This is a genomic window from Mesorhizobium sp. KR1-2 (assembly GCF_040045035.1).
Lineage (GTDB): Bacteria > Pseudomonadota > Alphaproteobacteria > Rhizobiales > Rhizobiaceae > Pseudaminobacter.
Genome location: NZ_JBDZDS010000002.1, coordinates 213,511 through 229,685, shown reverse-complemented (window position 1 = coordinate 229,685; position 16,175 = coordinate 213,511). Strand labels below are relative to the sequence as shown.

19 protein-coding genes are annotated in these 16,175 nt (G+C 64.0%); 8 read left to right on the top strand and 11 right to left on the bottom strand.

All coding sequences use genetic code 11. The features are described 5' to 3' along the window. Window positions 1–6: 6 nt before the first annotated feature. The 5 genes from ABLE85_RS05315 (at window position 7) to ABLE85_RS05295 (ending at window position 4,101) form a co-directional block, all read left to right on the top strand. Window positions 7–567 carry a DUF177 domain-containing protein gene (locus ABLE85_RS05315; RefSeq protein WP_348791663.1) on the top strand — a complete coding sequence of 187 codons (561 nt, stop codon included), beginning with the start codon at window positions 7–9 and terminating at the stop codon, window positions 565–567. 107 nt (window positions 568–674) lie between these two features. After that, the gene (gene plsX / locus ABLE85_RS05310; protein ID WP_348791662.1) at window positions 675–1,739 is read left to right on the top strand and encodes a phosphate acyltransferase PlsX; all 1,065 of its coding nucleotides are present in this window, start codon (window positions 675–677) and stop codon (window positions 1,737–1,739) included. Window positions 1,740–1,747: 8 nt separating this feature from the next. Next, the gene (locus tag ABLE85_RS05305) at window positions 1,748–2,719 is read left to right on the top strand and encodes a beta-ketoacyl-ACP synthase III (RefSeq protein ID WP_348791661.1); all 972 of its coding nucleotides are present in this window, start codon (window positions 1,748–1,750) and stop codon (window positions 2,717–2,719) included. 214 nt (window positions 2,720–2,933) lie between these two features. Next, window positions 2,934–3,260: an integration host factor subunit alpha gene (locus ABLE85_RS05300; RefSeq protein WP_348791660.1), complete on the top strand. Its 327-nt coding sequence runs from the start codon at window positions 2,934–2,936 to the stop codon at window positions 3,258–3,260. A 301-nt stretch (window positions 3,261–3,561) separates the two neighbouring features. Continuing rightward, window positions 3,562–4,101, top strand: a complete 540-nt coding sequence (locus ABLE85_RS05295) for a MerR family transcriptional regulator (protein WP_348791659.1) — start codon at window positions 3,562–3,564, stop codon at window positions 4,099–4,101. A 99-nt stretch (window positions 4,102–4,200) separates the two neighbouring features. Here the strand turns inward: ABLE85_RS05295 and ABLE85_RS05290 are convergent, their stop codons facing one another. The 9 genes from ABLE85_RS05290 to ABLE85_RS05250 all read right to left on the bottom strand — a co-directional run bounded on the left by ABLE85_RS05290 (window position 4,201) and on the right by ABLE85_RS05250 (window position 11,907). Continuing rightward, window positions 4,201–4,461, bottom strand: a complete 261-nt coding sequence (locus ABLE85_RS05290) for a DUF2188 domain-containing protein (protein ID WP_348792110.1) — start codon at window positions 4,459–4,461, stop codon at window positions 4,201–4,203. Window positions 4,462–4,511: 50 nt separating this feature from the next. After that, a complete protein-coding gene (locus tag ABLE85_RS05285; protein ID WP_348791658.1) occupies window positions 4,512–5,381 on the bottom strand; it encodes an NAD(P)-dependent oxidoreductase in 870 nt (289 codons plus the stop codon). A 310-nt stretch (window positions 5,382–5,691) separates the two neighbouring features. After that, entirely contained in the window at window positions 5,692–6,522 is an 831-nt protein-coding gene (locus ABLE85_RS05280) for an ABC transporter permease (protein WP_348791657.1), read from the bottom strand. Continuing rightward, entirely contained in the window at window positions 6,519–7,235 is a 717-nt protein-coding gene (locus ABLE85_RS05275) for an ABC transporter permease (protein WP_348791656.1), read from the bottom strand. The genes ABLE85_RS05280 and ABLE85_RS05275 overlap by 4 nt, the downstream gene beginning before the upstream one ends. A gap of 106 nt (window positions 7,236–7,341) precedes the next feature. After that, complete coding sequence (locus tag ABLE85_RS05270) at window positions 7,342–8,118, bottom strand: ABC transporter substrate-binding protein (RefSeq protein WP_348791655.1); 777 nt, start codon at window positions 8,116–8,118, stop codon at window positions 7,342–7,344. A gap of 204 nt (window positions 8,119–8,322) precedes the next feature. Beyond that, window positions 8,323–8,835: a molybdopterin-guanine dinucleotide biosynthesis protein B gene (mobB, locus tag ABLE85_RS05265; protein WP_348791654.1), complete on the bottom strand. Its 513-nt coding sequence runs from the start codon at window positions 8,833–8,835 to the stop codon at window positions 8,323–8,325. 141 nt (window positions 8,836–8,976) lie between these two features. Continuing rightward, the gene (locus ABLE85_RS05260) at window positions 8,977–10,185 is read right to left on the bottom strand and encodes a multidrug effflux MFS transporter (protein WP_348791653.1); all 1,209 of its coding nucleotides are present in this window, start codon (window positions 10,183–10,185) and stop codon (window positions 8,977–8,979) included. Between the two features lie 2 nt (window positions 10,186–10,187). Beyond that, window positions 10,188–11,105, bottom strand: a complete 918-nt coding sequence (locus ABLE85_RS05255; RefSeq protein WP_348791652.1) for a DMT family transporter — start codon at window positions 11,103–11,105, stop codon at window positions 10,188–10,190. 142 nt (window positions 11,106–11,247) lie between these two features. Further along, window positions 11,248–11,907, bottom strand: coding sequence for a glutathione S-transferase family protein (locus ABLE85_RS05250; protein ID WP_348791651.1), 660 nt, complete (start codon window positions 11,905–11,907; stop codon window positions 11,248–11,250). A gap of 116 nt (window positions 11,908–12,023) precedes the next feature. On the opposite strand from ABLE85_RS05250, the gene ABLE85_RS05245 reads away from it, so the two are divergent. Next, window positions 12,024–12,548, top strand: a complete 525-nt coding sequence (locus tag ABLE85_RS05245; RefSeq protein WP_348791650.1) for a helix-turn-helix domain-containing protein — start codon at window positions 12,024–12,026, stop codon at window positions 12,546–12,548. A 906-nt stretch (window positions 12,549–13,454) separates the two neighbouring features. Here the strand turns inward: ABLE85_RS05245 and moaA are convergent. Further along, window positions 13,455–14,450 carry a GTP 3',8-cyclase MoaA gene (gene moaA, locus ABLE85_RS05240; RefSeq protein WP_348791649.1) on the bottom strand — a complete coding sequence of 332 codons (996 nt, stop codon included), beginning with the start codon at window positions 14,448–14,450 and terminating at the stop codon, window positions 13,455–13,457. A gap of 205 nt (window positions 14,451–14,655) precedes the next feature. Here moaA and ABLE85_RS05235 point away from each other — a divergent pair, with 205 nt between their 5' ends. Together ABLE85_RS05235 and ABLE85_RS05230 are read left to right on the top strand one after the other, a co-directional pair. Next, window positions 14,656–15,006, top strand: coding sequence for a DUF971 domain-containing protein (locus ABLE85_RS05235; protein ID WP_348791648.1), 351 nt, complete (start codon window positions 14,656–14,658; stop codon window positions 15,004–15,006). Between the two features lie 68 nt (window positions 15,007–15,074). Then, entirely contained in the window at window positions 15,075–15,686 is a 612-nt protein-coding gene (locus tag ABLE85_RS05230) for a pyridoxamine 5'-phosphate oxidase family protein (protein ID WP_348791647.1), read from the top strand. A 6-nt stretch (window positions 15,687–15,692) separates the two neighbouring features. On the opposite strand, the gene ABLE85_RS05225 is transcribed toward ABLE85_RS05230, so the two are convergent. Then, complete coding sequence (locus ABLE85_RS05225) at window positions 15,693–16,145, bottom strand: MarR family transcriptional regulator (RefSeq protein ID WP_348791646.1); 453 nt, start codon at window positions 16,143–16,145, stop codon at window positions 15,693–15,695. Between the last annotated feature and the right edge of the window lie 30 nt (window positions 16,146–16,175).

Here is a 16,175-nt window from a genome sequence, read left to right as displayed (position 1 = left end):
GCCGTCATGAAAGACTCCCATATCGTTACAAGTCCGGTGTCCTTCCCGGTCCACGTCACGCGGCTGCCGCAGAAGGGCCTGCCGGTGGTCATCGAGGCCAACGAGAAGCAGCGCGCGGCACTCGCCGAGGCTTACGGCCTCGATGCCGTGGAACGCTTCCGCGCCGAGCTTCTGGTCACAGTCTGGAAGCGCAACGGCGTGAAGGTTGCGGGCCAGGTCGAGGCCGACATCGTGCAGAGCTGCGTGGTGACGCTCGAGCCGGTCGAAAACCACATCGACGAAGAGGTTTCGTGCCTCTTCCTGCCGGAGGATTCCAAGCTCGGGCGGTTGGGCTTCGAAGGCGGCGGTGAGATCATGCTCGATGTCGAGGGCCCTGACAGCCCGGAGACCTTTTCCGGCGACACCATCGACGTCGGGCACCTTGCGGAGGAATATTTCGGTCTGGCGATCGACCCGTATCCGCGCAAGAAGGGCGCCGCGTTGTCGCAGAAGACGGATGAAGCAGCCGACGAACCGGCCGAGGGCGAATTGCAGAAAAAGCTGCGCGCACTCATCGATAAAACCTGATAACTCTCCGCATCGTTGCGAATGCCGGTTGTGTGCTGCCTCAAAACCGCTATTTTCGCCAAGCTTCAGAAAGCCTCGCCTTTCGATCAATGAGAGATAAAGACCGCGTGATCAGGATTTCCATCGATGCCATGGGCGGCGACCACGGACCCGCGGTCATCATTCCCGCTCTTGTGGCCGTCGCGACGCGCCGCAGCGATGTGCGTTTTGTTGTTTACGGACGCGAGGATGTCGTTCGCCCGGAACTGAACAAGCATCCGAAACTTGCCGAAATCACCGAATTCCACCATTGCGACTTCGCGGTGCGGATGGATGACAAGCCAAGCCAGGCGCTGCGCCACGGCCGCCGGCATTCGTCCATGTGGCGGGCGATCGAGGCGGTCAAGAACGGCGACGCCGACGCCTGCGTATCGGCCGGCAACACCGGCGCGCTGATGGCGATGTCGAAATTCTGCCTGCGTACAATGGCCACCATCGACCGCCCGGCCATCGCCGCGATCTGGCCGACGATGCGCGGCGAAAGCGTGGTGCTCGATGTCGGCGCCACCATCGGCGCGGATTCGCACCAGCTCGTCGATTTCGCTATCCTAGGCACCGGCATGGCGCGCGCCCTGTTCGGCATGGAACGTCCGACGGTCGGCCTGCTCAATGTCGGCGTCGAGGAGATCAAGGGCCAGGAAGAGGTCAAGGACGCCGGCCGGCTGCTGCGCGAGGCGGGCAAGATGGCGATGGATTACCGGGGCTTCGTCGAGGGCGACGACATCGGCAAGGGCACCGTCGACGTGGTGGTCACCGAAGGATTTGCCGGCAACATCGCGCTCAAGACCGCCGAGGGTACCGCGCGCCAGATCGCCGAATATCTGCGCGCCGCCATGAGCCGCACGCTGATGGCCAGGATCGGCTACCTTTTCGCCAAGGGCGCCTTCAAGCGCCTGCGTGAGAAGATGGATGTGCGCCGGGTCAACGGCGGCGTCTTCCTCGGGCTCAACGGCATCGTGGTGAAGAGCCACGGCGGCGCCGACGCTGAAGGATTCGCCGCAGCGATCGAACTCGGCTACGACATGGTGCGGAACCGGCTGCTGGACCGGATCGAGGCCGACCTCGATCTTTTCCATGCGCGGCGTCCGCCGTCGTCCAGGCCGACCGAGCTCGCGGACGACAATAACGAATAGGATTTTCAATGATCAGATCGATTGTGCGTGGCATCGGATCCGCGTTGCCGCGCCGCATTATGAAGAATGCCGATTTCGAAGGCGTGGTCGAGACCTCGGACGAGTGGATCGCCCAGCGCACCGGCATTCGCCAGCGTCACATCGCGGCCGATGACGAAACCACCGCCTCGCTCGGCGAAGCGGCGGCGCGCGCGGCTCTCGACAATGCCGGACTGACGCCGGCCGACATCGATATGATCGTGCTCGCGACCTCCACGCCCAACAACACTTTCCCGGCAACGGCCGTCGAGATTCAGAACCGGCTCGGCATGCATCACGGCTTTGCCTTCGACATGCAGGCCGTGTGCTCGGGCTTCATCTATGCCATCACCACCGCCGATCTCTATATTCGCGGCGGGCTCGCCAAGCGTGTGCTGGTGATCGGCTCGGAAACCTTCTCGCGTATCCTCGACTGGAACGACCGCTCGACCTGTGTGCTGTTCGGCGACGGCGCCGGCGCGCTGGTGCTGGAGGCCGGCGAAGGGCAGGGCGCCATCGCCGATCGCGGCATCCTGGCGGCCAGCCTGCGCTCCGACGGCGCGCACAAGGACAAGCTTTTTGTCGACGGCGGCCCCTCCACCACCGGCACCGTCGGGCATCTGCGCATGGAGGGCCGCGAGGTCTTCAAGCATGCGGTCGGCATGATCACCGACGTCATCGAGGCGGTCTTCGCCGAGACCGGCGTCGGCGCCGGCGACATCGACTGGTTCGTTCCGCACCAGGCCAACAAGCGCATCATCGACGCCTCGGCAAAGAAGCTCGGCATTGCCGAGGAGAAGGCGGTGGTGACCGTCAACCTCCATGGCAATACCTCCGCCGCCTCCGTGCCGCTGGCGCTTTCGGCCGCGGTTGCCGATGGTCGTATCAAGAAGGGCGATCTGGTCCTGCTCGAGGCGATGGGCGGCGGCTTCACTTGGGGCGCTGTGCTTCTGCGCTGGTAATTGTTTCTGGCCACGGCCGGCCGGCGACATGCGCGCGCGGCCGGCTACTCCTTCCTGCCCGGTTTCGCAGCGGCCGGCCGCACAGGCAGCCGCGAAAACGATTCAAAATCAATTGGAAAGAGCTAAAGTTGGGTCCTTGACCTCGTCGGGCCAATTTTCTAACGTCTCGGCAATTGTCACCTTTTCCGATGTTCCGAGGATGGTTGCTGCTCGCATGGCAGGAAAGACACTTACACGCGCCGACCTAGCCGAAGCCGTGTACCGGAAGGTCGGCCTGTCCCGCACCGAATCCGCCCAGCTTGTCGAGGCTGTCCTCGACGAGATCTGTGAGGCGATCGTGCGCGGCGAGACGGTCAAGCTATCGTCCTTCGCCACGTTCCACGTCCGCGACAAGAACGAGCGCATCGGCCGCAATCCCAAGACGGGCGAGGAAGTGCCGATCCTGCCGCGCCGCGTCATGACCTTCAAGGCGTCCAACGTGCTCAAGAGCCGCATTCTGCACACCCACCAGAGCGGCAAGCAAAAGGCCGGCGACAAATAGCCATCCGCCCTGCGCGAAACCGCCCATGTGGTTGATAAGGGTGCCGGCGACTCCTGCCGGGCTTGAATGTTGGCCCACAAATCGCTGATATAAAGTACGAATCGGTTTTCGGGCGCGATCTCGACCTGCCGGGCTGGTTTGCCGTGGATCGCGTGTTCGACCGCGATCCGGAAGCCGCAAGCCGGGTTTTGAAAAGATCGTGGCCGAACAACAGGATAGGTCCGTTCCGCGAGCGGGGCGGGTCCTTTGAGGCGAAGCCGCGTCGCGAAACGATCAGCGGCTTGCGAACGAGGGTTGCGCCATGGAAAAGAGTCCCGACGCCTTCCGCACCATCAGCGAAGTCGCTGAAGACCTCGATCTGCCGCAGCACGTGCTGCGTTTCTGGGAAACGCGCTTCACCCAGATCAAGCCGATGAAGCGTGGTGGCGGTCGCCGCTACTACCGCCCGCAGGATGTCGAGCTGATCAAGGGCATCCGCCACATGCTCTACGACCAGGGCTACACCATCAAGGGCGTGCAGAAGCTGCTGCGCGAGAACGGCAACCAGTTCCTGGTCGCGGTCGGCAATGGCGACGTGGCGGCGGTGGAGGCCATCGCCCAGCGCAAGCAGGCCGAGGCCGCGCCGATGACATCGGCCGCGCAGCCGCGCCTGGACGAGGAGATGCTGGTCGGCGAGCCGCGCGCAAAACCCAGCCGGCGCTTTTTCGGCCTCGGCAAGGCCGATGACGAGGGGCCGGTGCAGTCGGGCAGCGGCAAGCTCTCGCGCGACAACCGCGCTCTGCTGCAGGAAGCGCTGTTCGATCTTCTCGAGTGCAAGCGCCTGCTCGATCAGGTGCGCTGACCGACGCGCCTTCCGGGCCGATAACCGGGATGCAGGGGCTGAAGCTCTCCGGCGTGCATCCAGCGGGCGAAGGGCGCTGCGCGCGCCCCCCGGGCGGCACTACTTGCCGCTCTCTTCTTCTTCGCTTTCCACTTCGGCTTCCGGCCGGTCGCTGCCCATGGCGACCTCCTCGTGCCATTCGCCCTCGGCGTCCTGGTAGGAGATGCCTTCGGTCTTGCCCGCAAGCCGCTGTTCGGAAGCCGCCGCCTGGGCGGCATTGAGCGCCGCCTCGTGGCTGGGAAACGTCTCGGAAAAGACGTCGCCGAGCTTGTAGGCCCAGCCGCCGTCGTGTTCCACGATCTGGTAGGTCACCTTGGTCATAGTCATGCTCCGTATTTCACGCCGGCATGCATGACAGAGGCGGGCTGACGCTACTTCTGGAGCCGCGCCATCAGCGAGCACGTATCCCAGCGGCCGCCGCCCATGCCCTGCACATCCTTGTAGAACTGGTCGATCAGCGCGGTGACGGGCAATGCCGCCCCGTTGCGGTCGGCCTCCTCGAGACAGATCTTGAGGTCCTTGCGCATCCAGTCGACGGCAAAGCCGAACTCGTATTTGCCGTCGCGCATCGCCTTGTGGCGGTTTTCCATCTGCCACGACCCGGCAGCGCCCTTGGAGATCACCTCGACCACCTTGTCGACGTCGAGCCCGGCGCGCTTGCCGAAGTTGATGCCTTCGGCCAGGCCCTGCACCAGGCCGGCGATGCAGATCTGGTTGATCATCTTGGTGAGCTGCCCGGCGCCCGACGGGCCCATCAGGCCCACCATGCGCGCATAGGCATCGATCACCGGCCGCGCCTTGTCGAACACGGCCTGCTCGCCGCCCACCATCACGGTCAGCACGCCATTCTCCGCGCCCGCCTGGCCGCCCGAGACCGGCGAGTCGAGGAAGGAGAAGCCGCACTTTTCCGCCGCTTCGGCCAGTTCGCGCGCCACCTCGGCCGAGGCCGTGGTGTTGTCGATGAAGACGGCGCCCTTCTTCATCGACTGGAAGGCGCCGTCCGGCCCCGTCGTCACGCTGCGCAGGTCTTCGTCATTGCCGACGCAGCAGAAGACGAAATCCTTGCCTTCGGCGGCCTCGCGCGGCGTCGGCGCATGGCTGCCGCCGTGTTCCGCCACCCATTTCTGCGCCTTGGCGGCGGTGCGGTTGTAGACGGTGACGTCGTGGCCGCCCCTGTTTTTCAGATGGGCAGCCATCGGATAGCCCATCACGCCAAGTCCCAGAAACGCCACCGATGCCATTCTCGATCCTCTCGTCAGGTCAGGTCTTGAGCATTTTGTAGCCAAGCGGAATCGCTTGGCGTCGCACAAATGCGTATAAAAAAATGAGATAGAGCGGAATAAGAGCATCCGTCAGGATGACCGCCGCTCTATCGTGTTTTCAGGTCTATGGCATGGGGCGGATTCGTCAAGGGAGCGTCTGTTGGCACAGGCGCCCAGCCGATGCCCCAATTTCGTTCGCGGTTTATGGATGCCGCTGATTGGCGCTCTCGCAGGTCGAGGTACTTTGCCCGACCTGCAAGTTTCGCTGCCTTCGGCAGAGGCTACGCTGCTAGCGTTTCAGATGCCGGGTGATCCGCCGTTCGATCCATTCCACGCCGTTGCGCAGGGTCTCCACCATCGACAGGTAGATCAGCGCCGCCCACAGATAGGTCTGGAAGTCGAAGGTGCGCGAATAGGCCCGGCGCGTCTCGCCCATCAGGTCGTAGACGGTGATGATCGCCACGATGGCCGAGCCCTTGATCATGAGGATGACCTCGTTGCCATAGGGGCGCAGCGCCACGATCAGTGCCTGCGGCAGGATGACCTTGCGCATGGTCTGGAACTTCGACAGGCCGAGCGCTGCTGCCGCTTCCCACTGGCCCTTCGACACGCTCTCGATCGCGCCGCGCAGGATCTCGGCCTGATAGGCGGCGGTGTTGAGCGAGAAGGCGAGCACGCCGCAGTACCAGGCCTCGCGGAAGAAGCTCCAAAGGCCTATCGCTTCCAGCTGCGGCCGGAAGGAGCCCAGGCCGTAATAGATCAGGAAGGTCTGCGCCAGGAGCGGCGTGCCGCGGAAGAAATAGACGTAGCCGTAGGAGAGCGCATTGAGGACACGGTTCTTCGACATTCGCGCGTAGGCGATCGGCAACGACAGCACCGAGCCGATCACCATCGACAGCGCCACCAGCGTCAACGTGACGCCGACGCCTTTCAGGTAGAGCGGCGCGTATTTCTCGAACAGCGCCGGGTTCCATGCGTTGAACAGGTAGAGCGCCAGGCCGATGCCGAGCAGAGCCCAGAGCGCGACCAGCGCCGTTCCGACCACGCGCTCACGCGGCCAGCCGCGCGCCGGCGGGGGCGGGCGGAGGACGGTTTCGGAGGCTTGCACGGTGGCGCTCATCGGTTCATCTCCTTCTTGCCGACGGCGCGTTCGATAGCACCGATGCCGAAGGAGGAGATGATGGCCAGCACCAGATAGATGAGGCAGGCGACGCCGAAGAACAGGAAGGCCTCCTTGGTGACGCGCGCGGCGATCTGCGATTGGCGCAGAATGTCCGACAGGCCGATAACCGACACAAGGGCGGTGTCCTTGAGCAGGGCCAGCCAGAGATTGGCAAGGCCCGGAAGCGCGATACGAATCAGCTGCGGTAGGATCACCAGACGCATGGTCTGGCCTTTGTTGAGGCCGATCGAGTAACCGCCCTCGTACTGGCCCACGGGGATGCCGCGGAAAGCGGAGAGGAACACCTCGCTCGCATAGGACGAAAACACCACGCCCAGTGCCACCATGCCGGCGACGAAGCTGTTGATCTCGACGGCAGTGCCGGGGCTGAACAGCTGTACCACCTGCTGGATGCCGAACTGGGCGCCGTAGAAGACGAGGAACAGCGTCAGCAGCTCGGGCAGGCCGCGAAAGATCGTGGTGTAGATGTTGCCGGCCAGCCGCAGCGACGGTTCCGTCGACTGCTTGGCCAGCGCCACGAGGAAGCCGATCAGCAGCCCGAGGGGCAGTGTGGCCAGCGCCAGCGACACGGTAACGAAGACACCGTAGGCGATGCTACGGCTCCAGCCGTCAGGCCCCCAGCTGAGAAGCGTCCAGAACGCGCTCTCCATGCGTGCTTTCTTTCGTCGAAAGTTCTGTTGGTTTGAGCTTCAATTGCGCAAACGGCGGGATTTTGTCCCGCCGTTCGGAATTCAGAGCGACAATGTCCTGGCGGGTTCAGCCGCCATATACGTCGAACTTGAAGTACTTGTCATTGATTTCCTTGTACTTGCCGTTGGCGCGGATCGCCGTGATCGCTGCGTTCAGCTTCTCGCGCAGTCCGTCCTCGCCCTTGCGCACCGCGATACCGGCGCCGTAGCCGTGGATCTCTTCCACCGGCGTGATCGTGCCGACCAGCTTGCAGCACTCGCCTTCCGGCGAATCCAGCCACTGCTGGACGACGACGATGTCGTCGTTCGCCGCGTCGAGGCGGCCGTTGGCGAGATCCAGTTGGTATTCCTGCGCCGTCGGATAGGGCTTTACGGTGCTGTCGGTGTAGGTCTGTTCCGAATAGTTGAAATGGATGGTCGAGCCCTGGACGCCGATGGTCTTGCCGGCGAGGTCTTCCTTGGTCACGCCCTTGATGTCGGTGTCCTTGGGCGCAACGATGGCCGGCGGCGTGTTGTAGTACTTGTTGGTGAAGTCGACCTTTTTCTTACGCTCATCGGTAATCGACATGGAGGCGATGATGGCGTCGAACTTGCCGGCCTGCAGGGCAGGGATGATGCCGTCCCAGTCCTGGGTCACGAATTCGCACTGCACCTTCATCTCGTCGCACAGCGCGCGGGCGATGTCGATGTCGAAGCCTTCGAGCTTGCCGTCGGCGGTCAGGTTGTTGAAGGGCGGGTAGGCGCCTTCGGTGCCGATCTTGAGCACCTTGTCTTCCGCTCGGGCCGCGCCGATCGCGAGTGCGATGGCCGAAGCCGCGAAGGCGATACGCATTGCTATACGCATAATGTTCCTCTCTGTTGTCTTCCGCTGCTTGCCGCAGCGTTGTCGGAGACCAGGTTAGCACTCCACTGGCGCGGATACTCCCACTCTTTTCGGCAAAAAAGCAACTGCAAAACCGCGGCGGAAACGCGACTTAGCGCAAACATATCCACATCTTGGCGGATGTTTTGGGATCACGCGCTCTTGTTTTTCGGAGCTGACGTTGGGTCAGCTTTTGACCAGGCCGGTGGTTTTTTCGATGAAATCGGCGATGGCTGGAATGTCGTCCAGGTCGAAGACGGGAATCGTTTCGCCGCTTATCGGGTGGTCGGCCGCTATGGCGACGATGTGCGGATCGTCGGCGGACAGCGGCGCGCCGTTCTTGGCTTCGCGGCGCCGCGCCTCGATCTTGAGGTGGTGCTCGCGCTTGTAGCCTTCCACCAGCACGAGGTCGCAGGGCGACAGGCGGGCCAGGATGGTTTCCAGCTTGGGTTCTTCCTCGTCGCGCAACTCGTGCATCAGCGCCCAGCGTGTGCCCGAGACGATCGCGACCTCGCCCGCGCCGGCCTGGCGGTGGCGAAAACTGTCGGTGCCTTCCTTGTCGATGTCGAAGGCGTGGTGCGCGTGCTTGACGGTGGAGACGCGCCAGCCGCGCGCGGTCAGCGTGGCCACGAGCCTCTCGGTCAGCGTGGTCTTGCCCGAGTTCTTCCAGCCGGTGATTCCGAATACGCGCTTTGTCACGTCGTCATGCCTGTCTGATCTTCGGCCCCGCGTCCGAAGCCGCGTGCCTGCTCCGTTACCAAGGGATGGGCGGTTTTTCGCCTTCCGTCCAGAGGCGTCGAATGCGCGCGGCGAAATTTCCCTCTGGCTGCTTGCCTGCGCTCACCACGCCTCGGCGGCGCGCGGCGCCGCGCGCATCACGTAGAGGGTGCAAAGCATGCCGGCCACCGACGACAACAGCATCAGCCAGAGCAACGGGTAGGGGCCGGTTTCGGGCGACAGCATCGCGCCGGACAGCACAGCCAGCGCCGCGCCGCCGCCAATCGTCAGCGCGCCGCCGAGCCCGGAAGCCGAGCCGGCGAGATGGGCGCTGACGCCGACGATGCCGGCATTGGCGTTCGGCAGCGTGACGCCGTTGCCGATGCCGATGAACAGCGTCGGCCCGAACAGCGATAGCGGGTGGTTGTAGCCGAGCAGGAACAGCAGGATCGACAGCACCATGCCGCCGATAATCACGACATTGCCGGAGAGCATCATCCGGTTGATGCCGACCATGGGCGAGAAACGCCCCGACAGGAAATTGCCGAGCATGTAGCCGACCGACACGATGGCGAAATAGACGCCGTATTGCGACGCCGTCAGGTGCAGCATCTCGGAAGCGATATAGGGGCCGCCGCCGAGGAAGGCGTAGAAGCCTCCCGAGGTGAAGACGGCTGTCAGCGTATAGCCCCAGAAGCGCTGCGAGCCGAGCAGCTCCGGATAGGCGCGGAACTGCGCAAGCAGGTTGGGCGAGCGCCCCCGGTTGGTCTCACCGAGGTCGAGCCAGACGATGGCGAAGGCGAACACGCCCACGGCGAGCATCAGCAGGAAGGTCGACTGCCAGCCATATAGCTCCTCGAGGAAGCCGCCGACGATCGGCCCGATCATCGGCGCCAGGCTCATGCCCATGGTGATGTAGCCGATCTTGCTGGCCGCCTGCGCCGCCTCGACCGTGTCGCGGACCACGGCACGGGCAAGCACCGCGCCGGCGGCCGAAAATGCCTGCAGCAGCCGGCAGCCGAGCAGGAATTCTATCGTCGGAGCATAGAGTGCGGCGACGGTGCCGGCGATGAAGATCGCAAAGCAGGCGAGCATCACCGGCCGGCGGCCGAAGCGGTCGGAGGCGGGCCCGATGAAGACCTGCAGCACCGCGGTCGCCGCCAGGTAGAGCGACACCACCAGCTGCACCACGGCGTAGTCGGCCTCGAAATGCCGCGCCATGCCCGGCAGCGAAGGCACGAAGATGTTCATGCACAGCGAGCTGGCCGCCGCCGCCGTCACCAGCGTCAGGATATGCGGCGCCGTTGCCCTGCTCAGAAATTTGCTTGCCATGCTTACATGCCGTCCGACGCCAGCGCCGGCTCGGCGCCTTGCGGAGCGCCGCGCCTGCCGGCCACGCGCTCGCGATAGAGCGTGTAGAGCCCGGAGCCGACGATGACCACGGCGCCGGTGATCATGGCCATGTCCGGCACGTCGCCGAACAGCAGATAACCGAGCACGATCGCCCAGATCAGCGAGGTGTAGCGGAACGGCGCGATGAAGGAGATCTCGCCGCTGCGCATCGACATGATCACGAAGTGATAGCCGAACAGCAGCAGCACGGCCGCCGCGCCGAGCAGCCCGAAACCTTCGGCCGTCATCGGCGTCCAGCCGCCGAGCGGCACCAGCAGGATCGCGCCGGTCAGCGTCACCACCGTCGAGGTGGCGACCGACACCAGCAGCGAAGGCACGTGCTGCGGCAGGTGCCTCGTGATCAGGTCGCGCATGGCCGAGAACGAAACGCTGAGCAGGGCCAGCAGCGCATAGGCGTTGAAACCCTCGAAGCCGGGACGCACGATGATGAGGACGCCGGTGAAGCCCACCGCGATCGCCGCCCAGCGGCGCCAGCCCACGCCTTCGCCGAAGAACAGCGCGGCGCCCATGGTCACGGCCAGCGGCAGGGCTTGGAGCACGGCCGAGACATTGGCGATCGGCATGTGCTGCAGCGCCATCAGGAAGAAGATCGTGGCGAGGAGTTCGCCCATCGCGCGCAGGGCCACCATCGGGTGAAATGCCAGGCGCAAGGAGCGCAGCGCGCCGTGGCGCCAGGCTAGTGTGACGATCAGGGCCGTGGCTATGGCGCCGCGCACCAGCATCACCTGACCCAGGTTCATTTCCGTGGAGGCGAGCTTGACGAGGGCGTCGTTGACGGTGAAGCCGGCCATCGACACCATCATGAACAACGCGCCGCGCAGATTTTCCGAAAGTGCCAAGGCTTTACCGATTCTTTTGCTGGCCCCTCAATGCATTAAGCGGGGCCGGGAAAGCAACGGCAAAGCACTGGGCCAGGGAAAGCCTGCCGCACGGCCGGCAGCCTCCCCCTGCTTTGCCGGTACAGGCGTCGACGTTCCAACCTCAGGCGAGGTTCTGCCGCGGTAACATGTGGAAATAGGGCTCCGCCTCCCTCAGCGCGCGGGCATAGGAGGGGCGCTGCTTGAGGCGCGAGAAATAGGCGGCGACGTTTTTGTGCGTGTCGCCGAAGGGCAGCACCTCGTTGGCGTAGAACAGCGACGGCGAGGCGGCGCAGTCGGCCATCGTGTAGGTCTCGCCCGTCGCCCATGTCCGCGAAGCCATGTCGGCCTCGATTATGTCATACGCCTTCCTCAGCGCGGCGCGCATCTGCTCCACGCCAAAGGGGTCATGCTGGCCGGCCGGACGCAACCGGTCGGCGACGATCCTTCCCATCGGCTCGTGCACATACTGGTCGTAAAAGCGGTCGGCGAGGCGCACCCGCAACGCAAGTTCGGGGTCTGTCGGCAAAAGCTCGACCGGGCCGGGATAATGGCGCGCCAGATATTCGATGATGATGGTCGATTCCGGCACGGTCCGGCCCCTGGCGTCGTCGCGCAGCACTGGCATCTTGCCGAGCGACCACAGCTTCCTGAATGCTGTTCGCGACGCCTCGTTGCCGAGGTCGACGATATTTGCCGTGAACGGAACGTCGTTCTCATAGAACGCGATCAGGGTCTTGTGGCAGTAGGATGATAGGGGGTGGAGATGAAGAGTGAGAGACATGCAAGCTCGCTTTGTTCCATCGCTTGTTGCGGATGCGGCGTATGATTGCACTTTGAAACTGGTTGCAGACTATGATCGCCGGTGCAATAATGCAATCGGTTTTTCGGAGACTTTTGATGAACGACATTCATCGCTCGGGATGCCCGATCAATCTGTCGCTGGAAGTGTTCGGCGACAAATGGAGCCTGCTGATCCTGCGTGACATGATCTTCGGCGGCCGGCGGCATTTTCGCGCGCTGCTGCTGCGCTCGGAGGAGGGCATTTCGTCCAACATCCTGGCCGACCGGCTGAAGATGCTGGTGGAGGAGGGCATGATCACCAAGGTCGACGACCCGTCGCACAAGCAGAAGGCGATCTACAGCCTCACCGAGAAGGCCATCGAGCTGCTGCCCATCATGGCGCATCTGGCCGCCTGGGGGCGCAAATGGCTGCCGGTCAGCGAGGAGCTTAGCATCCGCGCGCGCCTGCTGGAGGAGGGCGGACCGCAAATGTGGGAAAAATTCATGGCCGAGCTGCGGGTCGAGCAGCTCGGCGCGCCAGCGCAAGGTCCGGCCGGGCCGTCGGTGCGCGAGACGCTTCAGGCGGCTTATGAGGAGGTCGTGGCGCGGCTGGGGAGGGAGCAGGCAGGCGTCGCGGGGTGAAGTCTTTTTTGCCCCACCTCGTCATCCTCGGGCCGAAGCATGAGCGGTAGCGGCGTGCGAAGGTCCCGGGGGTCGATTCGCGCAACTCGCTGCTCTCCCTCCGCCGGGAGGACACTTGAAAAAAAGCCGCGGATCAAAGCTGTGCCGACTTCCTCGGGACAGTTTGCTGACGCCGAACCTGCCCCGGACTGCCGGCTGCGAGTCCGAGGCATGGGTCCCCGGAACCTCCGCATTTCGGTGCGCTCGTGCTCCGGCCCGAGGACGACGGGATGAAAGGCTGCGGCATCCCTTCAAAGGCATCTTCAGCAACCTTGAACAAGTTGAGATCAAGGTGCCCGCTAAGCCCTCACCGCCGGCGATTGGCCCCCACCTCGTCATCCTCGGTCCGAGGCACGAGCGCAGCGACGTGCGGACGTTCCGGGTTCCGCGGCGCTGGCGATTGGTACCGGCCGCCCCACCGCCGTCATCCTCGGGCCGGAGCACGAGCGAAAGCGAAGTGCGGAGGTTCCGGGGACCCATGCCGGTTGGCCAAAACTGCCGCTGCGGTGCAGAAAGAGCCTGTCGCATCATTCTGCGTGGATGAATTCGGCGGCCGCTTCGCGCCAACTCATTGAAAGCAAACCCCCGAAAGAAAATCGTCGGCTCGTTTATCCCCACGCTCCCCCGCTTCCCGCATAATCCTCGACATCGGCCTCACGGGAACACGGGTCATGAACCGGATGCACCGAACGCCCGGAGCCCTAACGGAGGGCCGGAGCGGACAAGAGCATCGAACGGGCGGTCGAAGGGCCGCAGACAAAACTTAGATGAGCGCGTCCGACGACCGCCCGTCTTCCCGTCCTCTCGAAAGGGAGCGTTCTTTGAAATGGCCAGACGGTGAGAAACCGGGCGTGGCGAGGATGAAACTTATCCGCCCGTCACGCTCATGTGGCGCGAGACGGCGGGCCGCTTGGTGCGGCGGTCGATGACGAAGTCGTGGCCCTTCGGCTTGCGGCCGATGGCCTCGTCGATGGCGTTGGAGACGAGCTCGTTGCCTTCCGAGGCGCGCAGCGGCGCGCGCAGGTCGGCGGCGTCCTCCTGGCCCAGGCACATATAGAGCGTGCCGGTACAGGTCAGCCTCACCCGGTTGCAGCTTTCGCAGAAATTGTGCGTCATCGGCGTGATGAAGCCCAGCCGGCCGCCGGTTTCGGCGACCTCGACATAGCGGGCCGGACCGCCGGTCTTGTAGGGGATGTCGGTGAGGGTGAACTGGCGCTCGAGGTCGGCCCGCAGCAGCGACAGCGGCAGATACTGGTCGGTACGATCCTCGTCGATCTCGCCCATCGGCATGGTCTCGATAACGGTCAGGTCCATGCCCCTGCCATGCGCCCAGCGCAGCATGTCAGGCAACTCGGCGTCGTTGAAGCCTTTCAGCGCCACGGCGTTGATCTTGACCTTCAGCCCGGCGGCCTGGGCGGCATCGATGCCCGCGAGAACCTTGTCGATATGACCCCAACGGGTGACGGCGTGGAATTTTTGCGCGTCGAGAGTGTCGAGCGAGACGTTGATGCGCTTCACGCCGCAATCGGCGAGCTCGGAGGCGAAGCGGGCCAGCTGCGAGCCGTTGGTGGTCAGCGTGATCTCGTCGAGCGCGCCGCTGTCGAGATGGCGCGAAAGCTGGCGCACCAGATGCATGATGTTCTTGCGCACCAGGGGCTCGCCGCCGGTGAGGCGCAGCTTCCTGACGCCCTTCTCGATGAAGACGGTGCACAGCCGGTCGAGTTCCTCCAAGGTTAGGAGGTCCTTCTTGGGCAGGAAGGTCATGTCCTCGGCCATGCAATAGGTGCAGCGGAAATCGCAGCGATCAGTGACCGAGACGCGCAGATAGGTGATCGTGCGGCCGAAGGGATCGATCATGTTCATGCGCCTGCGTTTCCTCCAACGAATGCCGGGCCGACGAATTGAATGTCGTATAGTCGGCGTCGTCATTCAAGATAGGCTATAACGCTCGCCCCTAACATTCCCAAGCCTATGGCTGCAATGCAGCTTTGGTGGAAGGCCGATTTGCCGCTTTGCGGATCGCCTGAAGGCGCGTAGGGAAGGGACAGGCATTCAAGAGGGTGGGACGATGACTGCGCCGAAGGAACTCAGGGTATCGAAGGATCGCAGGACGCTGACGGTCACGTTCCCCAATCATGCGCCGTTCGAGCTGTCGGCGGAACTGCTGAGAGTGCTGTCGCCCTCGGCCGAGGTCCAGGGTCATTCGCCCGAGCAGCGCGTGACAGTGCCCGGCAAGCGCAACGTGGCGATCCTGAAGATCGAGCCGATCGGCAACTATGCGGTGCGCATCACCTTTGACGACACGCACGACACCGGCATCTTCACCTGGGATTATTTGCACACGCTCGGCCACGAGAAGGATGAGCGTTGGAACGCCTATCTGGCCGAGCTGGAGGCCAAGGGCCTGTCGCGCGGTTGACGGGCCGGCGTCACCGGGGTGTCATGGAAATGAAATAGGCGCGGGGAGAAAAAGCGGAGGTTCGGGACATGTCCATCATCGCCACCGTCGAGGAGCTTGAAGCCCTCTATGGCATCCCCGGCGAGACGTCGCTGGTCAAGGAACTCGACCGCATCATTCCCGAATACGCTGCCTTCATCGAAGCCTCGCCCTTCGTGGCGCTCGCCACCAGCGGCCCGGAAGGGCTGGATTGCTCGCCGCGCGGCGATCTCGCCGGCTTCGTGCGTATCCATGATGAGCGCACCCTGATGATGCCCGACCGGCGCGGCAACAACCGCGCCGATTCGCTGAAGAACATAATCCGCGACGGGCGGGTAGGGCTCCTGTTCCTCGTGCCCGGCTCCGGCACCACTCTGCGGGTCAACGGCCGCGCGCACATCACGACCGATGCCGAGCTCTGCGCGTCCTTCACCGTCGAGGGCAAGCCGGCGCGCTCTGTGACGGTGGTTGCGGTCGAGGCGGTCTATTTCCAGTGCGCGCGAGCGATACACCGCTCCGAGTTGTGGAACCCGGAAAGGCATGTCGACCCCAAGACGCTGCCGACGCCGGGGCAGATCCTGGCTGTCACCAGCAAGGCGCGTGTCGATGGTGACGCCTATGACCGCGAATGGCCCGAGCGTGCCAAGGCAAGCATGTGGTGAGGCCGGCTATTCCGGCTTGAGCGCTTCGGCTACGCGGCGCATGTGGTCGCCGATCAGGTCGCACTCGGCGGGGGTGGACTGTGCCATCGCCTTCTCGATCAGTGCCATATGGACCTTCAGCGCTTCCATCAGCAGCGCTTCGCCCGTGGGCGTCAGCGACAGCCGCAGGATGCGCTTGTCCTTGCCATCACCTTCGCGGCGCAGCAGGTCCCGGTTCTCCAACTGCGGCAGGAGCATGGTGATGTTGGAACGGCCCACCAGCAGCTTGCGGGCAAGATCGTGCTGCGACATGCCGGGGTGGCGATAGAGGTTCATCAGGACGTCGAGCTGTGCGGGCTTCAGGTCCAGCGGCGCCAGCGCGGCGGCCAGGGAGCGCTCCACCGAATGGCAGGCGCGCGCCACCGCCACCCAGTTGCGGAAGCGCGGGTTGTCCCAGGGGAGCTCTTGTTTATTGTTCATGTTTGAACTATTGTGTTCATGATTGAACCG

Bases quoted from the DNA above. Each gene is read 5' to 3' on its own strand.
- ABLE85_RS05315 (WP_348791663.1), top strand. From the start codon at position 7: ATGAAAGACTCCCATATCGTTACAAGTCCGGTGTCCTTCCCGGTCCAC.
- ABLE85_RS05305 (WP_348791661.1), top strand. From the start codon at position 1,748: ATGATCAGATCGATTGTGCGTGGCATCGGATCCGCGTTGCCGCGCCGC.
- ABLE85_RS05300 (WP_348791660.1), top strand. From the start codon at position 2,934: ATGGCAGGAAAGACACTTACACGCGCCGACCTAGCCGAAGCCGTGTAC.
- ABLE85_RS05295 (WP_348791659.1), top strand. From the start codon at position 3,562: ATGGAAAAGAGTCCCGACGCCTTCCGCACCATCAGCGAAGTCGCTGAA.
- ABLE85_RS05290 (WP_348792110.1), bottom strand. From the start codon at position 4,461: ATGACCAAGGTGACCTACCAGATCGTGGAACACGACGGCGGCTGGGCC.
- ABLE85_RS05285 (WP_348791658.1), bottom strand. From the start codon at position 5,381: ATGGCATCGGTGGCGTTTCTGGGACTTGGCGTGATGGGCTATCCGATG.
- ABLE85_RS05280 (WP_348791657.1), bottom strand. From the start codon at position 6,522: ATGAGCGCCACCGTGCAAGCCTCCGAAACCGTCCTCCGCCCGCCCCCG.
- ABLE85_RS05275 (WP_348791656.1), bottom strand. From the start codon at position 7,235: ATGGAGAGCGCGTTCTGGACGCTTCTCAGCTGGGGGCCTGACGGCTGG.
- ABLE85_RS05270 (WP_348791655.1), bottom strand. From the start codon at position 8,118: ATGCGTATAGCAATGCGTATCGCCTTCGCGGCTTCGGCCATCGCACTC.
- ABLE85_RS05260 (WP_348791653.1), bottom strand. From the start codon at position 10,185: ATGGCAAGCAAATTTCTGAGCAGGGCAACGGCGCCGCATATCCTGACG.
- ABLE85_RS05250 (WP_348791651.1), bottom strand. From the start codon at position 11,907: ATGTCTCTCACTCTTCATCTCCACCCCCTATCATCCTACTGCCACAAG.
- ABLE85_RS05245 (WP_348791650.1), top strand. From the start codon at position 12,024: ATGAACGACATTCATCGCTCGGGATGCCCGATCAATCTGTCGCTGGAA.
- moaA (WP_348791649.1), bottom strand. From the start codon at position 14,450: ATGAACATGATCGATCCCTTCGGCCGCACGATCACCTATCTGCGCGTC.
- ABLE85_RS05235 (WP_348791648.1), top strand. From the start codon at position 14,656: ATGACTGCGCCGAAGGAACTCAGGGTATCGAAGGATCGCAGGACGCTG.
- ABLE85_RS05230 (WP_348791647.1), top strand. From the start codon at position 15,075: ATGTCCATCATCGCCACCGTCGAGGAGCTTGAAGCCCTCTATGGCATC.
- ABLE85_RS05225 (WP_348791646.1), bottom strand. From the start codon at position 16,145: ATGAACAATAAACAAGAGCTCCCCTGGGACAACCCGCGCTTCCGCAAC.